This is a genomic window from Gordonia sp. WA4-43, from assembly GCF_020520305.1.
GTDB lineage: Bacteria > Actinomycetota > Actinomycetes > Mycobacteriales > Mycobacteriaceae > Gordonia > Gordonia hongkongensis.
This window is the reverse complement of record NZ_CP084736.1, coordinates 43200-53572: the sequence shown is the minus strand read 5'-3', so window position 1 is coordinate 53572 and position 10373 is coordinate 43200. Positions and strand designations below refer to the sequence as shown.

Annotated in this window: 6 protein-coding genes; 3 read left to right on the top strand and 3 right to left on the bottom strand. The window is 68.7% G+C overall.

The features are described 5' to 3' along the window. Positions 1–493 precede the first annotated feature (493 nt). Together LEL84_RS00235 and LEL84_RS00230 are read left to right on the top strand one after the other, a co-directional pair. On the top strand, positions 494–919 hold the full coding sequence (locus LEL84_RS00235; RefSeq protein WP_065629038.1) for an HIT family protein: 426 nt from the start codon (positions 494–496) through the stop codon (positions 917–919). Beyond that, positions 916–1722 carry an SIR2 family NAD-dependent protein deacylase gene (locus tag LEL84_RS00230; RefSeq protein ID WP_226513026.1) on the top strand — a complete coding sequence of 269 codons (807 nt, stop codon included), beginning with the start codon at positions 916–918 and terminating at the stop codon, positions 1720–1722. The genes LEL84_RS00235 and LEL84_RS00230 overlap by 4 nt, the downstream gene beginning before the upstream one ends. Before the next feature lie 12 nt (positions 1723–1734). Here LEL84_RS00230 and LEL84_RS00225 read toward each other — a convergent pair whose 3' ends face one another. The 3 genes from LEL84_RS00225 to LEL84_RS00215 form a co-directional block, all read right to left on the bottom strand. Then, the gene (locus LEL84_RS00225; protein WP_226513025.1) at positions 1735–5916 is read right to left on the bottom strand and encodes an AAA domain-containing protein; all 4182 of its coding nucleotides are present in this window, start codon (positions 5914–5916) and stop codon (positions 1735–1737) included. Between the two features lie 105 nt (positions 5917–6021). Continuing rightward, positions 6022–6354 (bottom strand): rhodanese-like domain-containing protein, encoded by a 333-nt coding sequence (locus tag LEL84_RS00220; RefSeq protein ID WP_058250009.1) that lies wholly within the window; start codon positions 6352–6354, stop codon positions 6022–6024. Positions 6355–6555: 201 nt separating this feature from the next. Next, positions 6556–8328, bottom strand: a complete 1773-nt coding sequence (locus tag LEL84_RS00215; protein ID WP_065629041.1) for a DEAD/DEAH box helicase — start codon at positions 8326–8328, stop codon at positions 6556–6558. Between the two features lie 236 nt (positions 8329–8564). On the opposite strand from LEL84_RS00215, the gene LEL84_RS00210 reads away from it, so the two are divergent. Beyond that, a complete protein-coding gene (locus tag LEL84_RS00210; protein ID WP_065629042.1) occupies positions 8565–10352 on the top strand; it encodes an AMP-dependent synthetase/ligase in 1788 nt (595 codons plus the stop codon). Positions 10353–10373 lie beyond the last annotated feature (21 nt).

Below are 10373 nucleotides of genomic sequence, written 5' to 3'. Positions count from 1 at the left end.
GTCTGCGAGTCGCTGCGGCGCGAAAAACGCTGTCGGCAGCGGCCTTTCCGTGCGCTGACGTGATCGGTCTCGCCGCCGTCGCGCACGACCGGCCGCGGTGGCGACACCGCCGGGTCGAACTAGCTGGTACAACAAAGGAACACGCCTGCCGCACAACAACATTGGCGCGCACCGGTTTTGTCCCGAGCCGGCGTCGGCGTGAACGTGCCACCTATGATGACACACGAAAGTGAGGGGACCCTCATGTTTGTCGGTGACCTGTCGGTATACCGACCAGTAACCGCGCGGGTAACTTTTGGCACCGTGTCAACCACCATGGGAAGCGTCGGAAAACCGCCAGGCCAGGCAACATACCCAGGGGTACGCGTGCGCCCGAACTCTCGCTCGGTCAACCGTTATCAAACCGTTATGTGATGTGGGGCACCCTTGCGCGTCGCGGTCCAGCCGTGCCGCAGGCCGAGTGCCCTCGAGACACCCCACTAGAGTCGGCCGCATGAGCAGTTGCATCTTCTGCGCCATCATCGCGGGCACCTCCCCGGGTCGCATCGTCTACTCCGACGACGACGTCCTCGGGTTCCTCGACATCCGGCCCGTGACCCGCGGGCACACCCTCCTCGTGCCCCGGGTCCACTCCTCCGGGCTCGACGACCTCGACCCCACCCTCGGCGCCGCTCTCTTCCGCGCCGGTCAACGAGTCGCCACCGCGATGAAGACCGGACCGGTGTCCGCCGACGGGGTCAACCTGGCACTGAACGACGGCCGCGCGGCCTTCCAGACCGTCTTCCACACCCACCTGCACGTCGTCCCCAGACACGACGGGGACAAGCTGAGTTTCGCCAAGGGCTTCCTCGTCCGCCGCGACCCCGACCCCGACGAGACCGCCGCTGCGGTGCGCGCCGGGATCGAGTCCGTCGGATGACCTTCGGCGAGCCCGACCCGGACACCGGGGCCGAGACCCGGATTCCGGACGCGGTGGCCGACCTCGTGCGCCGCGCGGAGTGGATCACGGTGTTCAGCGGCGCGGGTATGTCGGCCGAGAGCGGCATCGCCACCTTCCGGGACGCCCAGACCGGTTTGTGGGAGAAGTTCGATCCCGCCGAACTCGCCACCCCGGAAGCGTGGGCGCGCGACCCCGCACTGGTCTGGGGGTGGTACCGCTGGCGCGCCCGCGAAGTGCTTGCCGCGCAGCCCAATGCGGGCCACCGCGCGCTCGCCGAACTCGCCACGAGCCGCACCGTCATGATCGTGACGCAGAATGTCGACGATCTCCACGAGAGGGCCGGCAGCGACGTCGTCAGCCACCTGCACGGCAGCCTGTTCGCCCCCCGGTGTTCGGTCTGTGGGACCCCGTACGACGGCCCCGGCGCATTTTCCGATCCCGGCGACACCGGTACCGCGCCGGATGACCCGCGCGTCGACCCGCCCACGTGTCCGCGCTGCGGCGGGAGGGTGCGGCCCGGCATCGTGTGGTTCGGCGAAGCACTGCCCGAATCGGATTGGCAGCGAGCGGATCAGGCGTTCCGTGCGGCCGAGGTCGTGCTCGTCGTGGGGACCAGCGGGATCGTCTACCCGGCAGCCGCGCTACCCGAACGCGCGGTGCGTGCGGGCATCCCGGTCATCGAGTTCAACCCGTCGCCGTCCGCGCTGTCCGACATCGTGACCCACAGTCTGCGGATGCCCGCCGCCGTCGGTCTGCCGGCGTTGCTCGCGTCACTCGGCTGACGTGGTGCGGCGTCACTCCCCCGCGGTGAGATCGATCGGCTGCCATCTCCCGGCGCCGTCTGTCGTCTGAACCGCGACGAGCGACCCCGGCTTGCACCCGCGCTCGTCGAGCACGGCGGCGACATGATCGAGCACGCGATCGGGATCGAGTTCGAACTCCGACTCGCGCACGCGGACGAATTCCCAACCGCAACGGCGCAATTCACGCTCGCGTTCCAGATCCGACCGAGCCTGCTGCCCGGTCCCGGCGAACTCGTCGGCATCACACTCGACGGCCATGCGCGCATCGGCCCCCAACACGACCAGGTCGACGATCCGGTTGTTGACCGTGACCTTCGGGGTCACGTGATAGCCGAGCGCCGCGAGACGGTTGAACACGCGCTGTTCGAGGAGGTTGTCGAACGGGCTCACGCGGCGATCATCGGGCACGTCGGACGGCATGGCCCCGATCGACGGACCCTCGTTGGCGGACACATAGGACAGCAGCGAGGCACGAAGGTCGTTGGGGCGCAACTCGTCGAGTCCGATCGAATGGAACAGCCACAACTGGTCCATGGCCCGGGTGGCCGCCACGTTGACCCGGCGTTGGGACTCCGCGCGGGTCAGCGCGGAGATCGCACCGGCGTCCGAGACGACCATCGACAGGAAGACCACACGCCGCTCGTCTCCCTGGAAATCCGGGGGTGAGCCGACGCGGATACGACGCGAGCGCCAGGTCTCGGTGTCGATCGCGGCGCGTAGCGCCTTCTCGATCGTCTCCACCTGCTTGACGCCCTGCAACGCGATCACACCGAAGTCCAGATCGTCGTATGCCGGGTCGGCCAGACACCCCCGGAGGGCATCGACGATGGCGGCCGCCTCGGCCTCGTTGCTGATGCCGTTGCCGGTCCCGGTGGCCGTTCCGTCGACCGCGACCGTCCGCAATGGTTCGAGCCGGTCGGAACCGTACTGGCGCACCGGGATCAGCGGCGCGGACCCGTAGAATTGGCGCGACGAGAACTCGATGATCTCGGGCATGGACCGGAAGTGTTCCCGCAGTCCCACGACGTTGCCGAAACGGCTGCGCAACAACGAGAACAGGCTGGACCGCGGCGTCAACCCGTCGCGCAGGTATGTCGGGAGGTCGGGCAGCGCGGCATCGAGTTCGGCGAACGCGGAATCGAGGTTGGTGCCGCTGAGACCGACGGGCGCGCACTGCTTGTCGTCACCGACGACGATCACGCGCGGGGCCAGCCAGAGAAGGAACGCGCTGGTGATGTCGGCCTGGGACGCTTCGTCGACGATGACGACGTCGAAGGAGTTGCGGCGCGGTGGGAGGGTCTCGGCCACCTGGCTGATCGACATGATCCAGGCGGGCACGGCGTTGCGCGCCTCGGCCATGGCCTCGCGCGCCGCGCGTCGGAAACGATTGGCATGTTTGCCCGATCCCTTGCCCAGGTTGATCATGTGGTCGCGGTAGGACTGGACGGCCTGCAACTCGCCGGCCGTGGTGCGCGCCAGCACCTCGCGGACGGCGCGCGCAGAGGCCAGCCGGGTGGTGAGGGCCGCGATGTCGACCTCGACGGCATCGAGGTCGGACTGCAGCCGGTCCTCGGCGAACGGATCGCTGCGTTCCTCCGCCCAGGTGTGGGCGAACCGCCACGCCCACGCCGCGCCCATGTCCCGGGCGCGTTCGGTCCAGATCGGGTCCTGCGCGCTCGACCACATCGTCTTCGCGAGTTCGGGTGCCCGGCTGCGCAATCGGAGCCCGAGAAGCTCCAGGGCATTCTGCTCGTCGGCCTCGGCTGCGGCGGCCGCGAACGCGCGCCGCGCGTCTCGGATCGCGACCGGGTCGGCCGTGGCGAGTGCCGAGAGCAGCGCGTCACCCTCCGGCGACGGCCCCTGTTCGAGTTCGGTCGTCAGGCCGTACACGCGGTCGGCGAGTTCCTGTTCGGCGAGGACCGCGTCGTTGGCGGCCGCCACCGATCGCGCCTGATGGGCCACCTCGGCTGCCTCGGCGACGGTGCGTGGTCTCGGGCCGCCGGGGCTGATCGCCTCGAGTTCACGGACGAGATGCTCCCGGCCGGTGAGCAGCCTCGAGATCCACGCCAGTTGGTTGTCGAGGCGGACGAGGTTGTCGAGCTGCGCCGACCGCGACCCCGACGCGTCCACCGGGACGTGCAGGTCCGCCAGGATGCGATGCACCTGATGTACCGCGTCGATGACGGTGAGGTGATCGGCGACCCGGCGCAACGATGCCTCGTCGCGAGGAGGCCGATCGTCCACGGTGGCCCGCACCGGCGACTCCTCGATTGCGCGCTGCTCGGGCGAACGCCGCAACCGTCCCCGCCACTGACCGCCGTTTCGCAGGAAGTCGGCGGCGGCGTCGAACAACGCGGCGTCGCCGGGCCGCGCCCCGTCGACGACGACCGCGTGCGCGCCCAGGTCACGGTCCCGACGAGCGGCCTCGGCGATGACCGGCGACAGCGTCGTCACCCGCGACCAGAGGTGCGCGGCGCGTCCGGCGAGCAGCCGGTCCGCCATGTCGACGATCGGCTCCGGGTACGACGCCACCTCGCCGGAGGCGACGGCGAGTTCGTCGCAGGTGTCCTTGATCCGGACCAACCGGTCACTGTCGACCCCGTCGAGCACCGACAGCAGCGTCCCGGCGCCGGCCATCGGCTCGCGGGGCCGCGCGGCGATCCGGGTGCAGATGGAGTCCATCTCCGCCGGCTCGGGCAGGTGGTGGTCGAGGTCGACGAACCGTTGCGCGAGACGCGATCCGGAGCCACCGGTGCTCGCGAGCAGGTCCGCCAGCCGGACGAACTCGGCCGAGTCCAGCGGGGGCACCGCGCCGTGGACCGGCCCGGGCAGCCAGTCGAACGCGGCGGCGTCTGCCCGCACCCGGCGGACGATCTCCGCCGGGGATCCCCGATAGTCCCCCGCGACCCATTCGTGGACCTCGGTCTCTTCCGCACGCAGGTCCCAGAGTTCGCGGAGCAGCTGATCCCGTTGTCGCAGAGCGTGATCGCGGCGCGCGGCCAGGTCGGCGATCTCCGCGTCGGCGACCCCGGGCGTGAACGACGCCTTGCGTTCGGCGAGCTCGGTCACCGCATCGACGATGCCCTCGGAACTGTCCTGGGACACGTCGGCGATCGACACCGTGAGCGCCCGCAGAGCGGGCGGCAGCATGTCCCGGAGCACGTGGAGCGCATGGGCTTTCTCGCTGACGACCAGGACGCGCTGTCCTTTCGCCAGCAAGGCCGAGGTCACGTTGGCGATGGTGTGGGTCTTGCCGGTTCCGGGCGGACCCTCGACCACCACACCGGTGTCGGACCCGAGCCGGGCGAGCACATCGCGCTGTTCGGCATTGGACGGCAGCGGGAACAGCGCATCGGCGACCAGGTCCGCTGGATCGAGGACGCCGGGGGCGCGGAGGGCGGCGAGTCGGTCGGGCGCCTCGATCGGGCGGACGAGCTGGGTCAGTGCGACCGGTACCTCCGACTCCTCGTCCCGCAGGTCGTCGATGATGGCGTCGTAGAACGCGAGGGAACTCTCCACCCCGCGACGGCGGAGGACCACCGCGGGCCGGCTCTCGACCGTCAACGACACACGCTCGGCGTCGACCTCGATCGCCTCGCGCCACTCGGCCATCAGCTCGGCGGTCTTCGGCGACAGCACCGAGGTCAGCGCCGACAGCTTGCCGCGGATCCCGACCGCGCCCGCGAGATCGAGACCGTCGAGAGCAGCGAGCAGATGGGTATCGCGAACCGCGGGAGACGAGCCCGCCCCGAGCGAGAACCGGATCGTGTCGTCCGCGTCGCGGTCGGCGACCAGAACCTGACTGAGGAGGTGTTCCCGGACCATCGGGTCGGCGTCCGCGTCTGTTGCGTCCCGCACCGTGACCAGTGCGGACGCGATGACGAGTTCGAGTTCTTCGGGCTCCGCGCCGAGCGCATCGACCAACGCGGCGAATTCGGCATGGACCGCGCCGGCCCGAGCGGCGTCGGGGTCGTCCGGTCCGACCTCCACCACCACCTGGCCCGGCACCGCGTTCGACCGGACGGCGACGGCGGTGGACGGCCCGACCCAGACATGGCCGGGGTGGTCGGAGATGTCGTGGACGTCTCCGGAGCGAGACCGGACCAGATCGGCCAGAAACGTCATCAGCCGGGTGACCTGATCGCGCAACGTCTCGCGCGTGTCATCCTGCATACCGATGTGTTCCTCTCGTCGCCGGCGACTCCTACGCTACAAGACGCTGGTCAGAGGAACTCCGTGCCGCCGCGCGGGTCGGCCGGATTCCCGACACCGAGCCGGTCAGCCGACGGAGCTCGAACGCAGCGCGCGGTATCCGCCGTCGACATAGCGCACGTTGGTGTATCCGCACTCGGCGATCTGTTCGGCGATCCGCGGGGCCTCCGAACGGACCGACACCACGGCGATCTCGGTGTCGCGGTCGCGGATCACCGGGAAGGTGCCCGACGGAGTCGGGGTGAACCGCTTCGGCACCTCGGTCGGGTCGACCACGAGGGCACCGGGCAGACTCCCCTGATGCCGAACCACCTGGGGACGCGCGTCGACGACGACCGCGTTCCCCTCGCGGCTGTGATTCATTGCCTCGACTGCCGAAATCGAATTCACCACTGACACCGGTGACTCACCAATCCTGTTGCTCGAATTTGTCCGTGTTCATGCGTTCGCGACGGCCATCGGGTGACGGCCGCGGCGTGAATGACCCCCGTCGACCAGGTTACGGAACGATCTCGAATTGACAAGTTTTCTCACACAGCTCTCAGAAGGGCGCAGTCATGCGCTCCTTCTGGTAGGCGACCCGCAGCGGAACCGTCAGGGTCAGGAATGGCGGCCGCGCCCAGCGACACGCGGGGACGGACGCTTACCCCAGTTGTCGCCACGACGACCGTCCCGACCGCCGCCGTGCCCGCCGGCTCCGCGCTTGGCGCCCCCGCGCGTGCGCGGTGCGCCCATGTCCTTGCGGATGTCGATCGGGTTCTTCCCGATCTTCGTGTGCCGCAGCGACGAGAGGGTCTCGTTGTCGAGATCATCGGGAAGCTCGACGAGGCTGAAATCGTCGCGGATGCTGATGTTGCCGAAGTCGGCACGGGTCAGGCCGCCCTCGTTGGCGATGGCACCGACGATCGCACCGGGCGACACCTTGTGCTTGCGGCCGACGGCGATGCGGTACGTCGCGAAGCTCGCGCCCGGGCGCCGCGGAGCACGCTCACGCTCGGGGCGCTTCTCCGACTGCGGCGGGTCCGGCGTCATCAGGAAACCGCCGTCTCGTGTCTCGAGCGCCAGCGCGGCCGCGATGTCGGCCATCGCGACGTCGTTGTCCCGCGCGTAGTTCTCGATCAGCCCGCGGAACAGATCCAGGTTGTCCGAGGACAGGTTCTGGGTGATCGAGTCGGCGAACTTCGCGACCCGCTGTGCGTTGACATCGTCCACGCTGGGCAGGCCGATCTCGGTCAGCGTCTGCCGCGTGGCGCGCTCGATCGCACGCAGCAGGTGGCGTTCGCGCGGCGAGACGAACAGCAGCGCGTTGCCCGAGCGGCCGGCGCGCCCGGTACGGCCGATGCGGTGCACGTAGGACTCGGTGTCGTGCGGGATGTCGTAGTTCACGACATGCGAGATGCGGTCGACGTCGAGCCCGCGGGCCGCGACATCGGTCGCGACGAGGATGTCGATCGAGCCGTTCTTCAGCTGGTTGATGGTCCGTTCCCGCTGCGCCTGCGCGAGGTCGCCGTTGATGGCGACCGCGGAGAACCCGCGCGAGCGCAGCTTCTCGGCGAGTTCTTCCGTCGCCTGCTTGGTGCGGACGAACACGATCATCGCGTCGAAGGTCTCGACCTCGAGGAAGCGTGTCAGCGCGTCCAGCTTGCGCTGGTGGGAAACCTGGAGATAGCGCTGCGTGATGTTCTGCGCGGTCGCGGTCTTGGACTTGACCGTGATCTCCTGCGGCGAGTTCAGGTACTTCTGCGCGAGGCGCCGGATGGCACTGGGCATGGTCGCCGAGAACAGCGCGACCTGCTTGGTGTCCGGGGTCTCGGCGAGGATGCGCTCGACGTCCTCGGCGAAGCCCATCGTCAGCATCTCGTCGGCTTCGTCGAGGACCAGGAACTCCAGACCGGAGATGTCGAGGGTCTTGCGATCGAGGTGGTCGATGACCCGACCGGGTGTGCCGACGATGACCTGCGCGCCGCGACGCAGACCCGCGAGTTGGACGCCGTAGGACTGCCCGCCGTAGATCGGCAGCACCTTCACCTCGGGCATGTGCGCCGAATACTTGCCGAAGGCCTCGGAGACCTGCAGTGCCAGCTCTCGCGTCGGCGCGAGGATCAGCGCCTGCGGGGTACGCGCGGAGGTGTCGAGGCGGGACAGGATCGGGATGGCGAACGCGGCGGTCTTGCCGGTACCGGTCTGCGCGAGGCCGACGACATCGCGTCCGTCCATGAGCGGCGGGATGGTCGCCGCCTGGATGGGCGACGGGGTTTCATAGCCGACGTCGGTGATGGCCGCGCGTACCCGCGGGTCGATCTCGAGGTCGTCGAACGAGCCGACCTGCGGGTCGGCGGGGGCGTCGTGCTCGCCGTGATTCGAGGTACTCATGCGGCGGAAGTCTCATTCATCGCCCTCAACTGTAATGGCCGTCCACCAGAAAGTCGGCATCACGCCCGGGCGGGGTCGCATCCGCCCCCTGAGCAGGGCACGAGCCACGTTCGGTAACCGGTGTGATGCATCTAACGAATACTGGTACTGTCAGTGCCACTCATCCGGCCATCGGTCCCGGTCACACGCACACCGATGTCCGGAATGTCCATTTGTTCTCTCGTCTCAGGAGTGCCATGCAGCAGCAGTACGCCACCCCGTCCGATCTGACGATCGACGACAAGGCGACGACCGTCGACACGATCCTGCGCTACCGCGCGGAGCGCCCCACGATGCCGCTCTTCCGCAAGCGCTCGCACAACCAGTGGGTCAACGTCACCGCCAAGCACTTCACCGACGAGGTGGACGCGGTCGCGAAGGGTCTGATCGCCTCGGGTGTGCAGGCCGGCGACCGCGTCGCGATCCTGTCGTCGACGCGCTACGAGTGGACCGTGCTGGACTACGCGATCTGGCGCGCCGGGGCGTGCACCGTCGCGATCTACGAGACGTCCGCCCCCGACCAGGTCCAGTGGATTCTCGAGGACTCCGGCGCCAAGCTCCTGTTCGTCGAGAACCATGAGCACTACACCCGCCATCTCCGGGTCATCGACGAGACGCCCACCCTCAAGGAGACCCTGGTCATCGACGACCACGCGCTCCCCACGGTCACCAAGCGCGGCGCGAAGACCGCCGACGCGGACCTCGACCAGCGTCAGGCGAATGCGTTGTCGTCGGATGCCGCCACGCTGATCTACACCTCGGGCACCACCGGACGGCCGAAGGGCGTCGTCCTGACGCACGCGAATTTCCTCGCCGAGACGGCCGCGACCCGCGACGCGGTCGGCGCCGGTATGCGGGAGGGCAAGTCGACGCTGCTCTTCCTGCCGCTGGCGCACATCTTCGCCCGCGTCGTCGCCGTCGGCTGCGTCGAGAACGGCGTGATCCTCGGCCACACCAACGACCTGACGAACCTCGTCGCGGACCTGGGCGTGTTCAAGCCGAACTACGTGCTGTCGGTGCCGCGCGTGTTCGAGAAGGTGTACAACTCGGCCAAGCAGAAGGCCTACGACGGCGGCAAGGGGTCGATCTTCGACAAGGCCACCGACACGGCGATCGAATACAGCAAGGCGACGGCGGCCGGCAAGGTCGGCCTCGGCCTGAAGCTCCGGCACGCCGTCTTCGACAAGCTCGTGTACGGAAAGCTGCGCGACGCCCTCGGCGGCCAGTGCGAGGGAGCGATCTCCGGTGGCGCTCCGCTCGGTGCGCGCCTCGGCCACTTCTTCCGCGGCGTCGGCATCCCGGTGTACGAGGGCTACGGACTGTCGGAGACCACGGCCGCGGTGACGGCCAACAACGAGGAGAACCAGAAGGTCGGTTCGGTCGGACGCCCGATCCCCGGCGTCACCGTCGCCATCGCCGAGGACGGCGAGGTCCTGCTCAAGGGGCCGGTCGTGTTCGGTGGGTACTGGAAGAACCAGGCCGCCACCGACGACGCGATCCGCGACGGGTGGTTCCACACCGGTGACATCGGCACCCTCGACGACGGCTACCTCTTCATCACCGGCCGCAAGAAGGAACTGATCGTCACCGCGGGCGGCAAGAACGTCTCGCCGGCGCAGCTCGAGGACACCATCCGGGCGCACCCGATGGTGAGCCAGTGCCTCGTCGTCGGCGACAACAAGCCGTTCATCGCCGCGCTGATCACGATCGACCCGGAGGCCGTGCCCGGTTGGTTGGACCGTCATGACCTCCCCGCCGACACCCCGATCTCGGACCTGGTCGAGAACGCCGACCTGAAGGCCGAGATCGACGCCGCGGTGAAGGAGGCGAACACCAAGGTCTCCAACGCCGAGGCGATCAAGAAGTTCTCGATCCTGGACACCGATTTCACCATCGACACCGGTGAGCTCACCCCGACCATGAAGCTCAAGCGCAACGTCATCCACGACGCGCACAAGGAAGCGATCGCCGACCTCTACACCTGAGCGGATCTCTCTTCACGACTC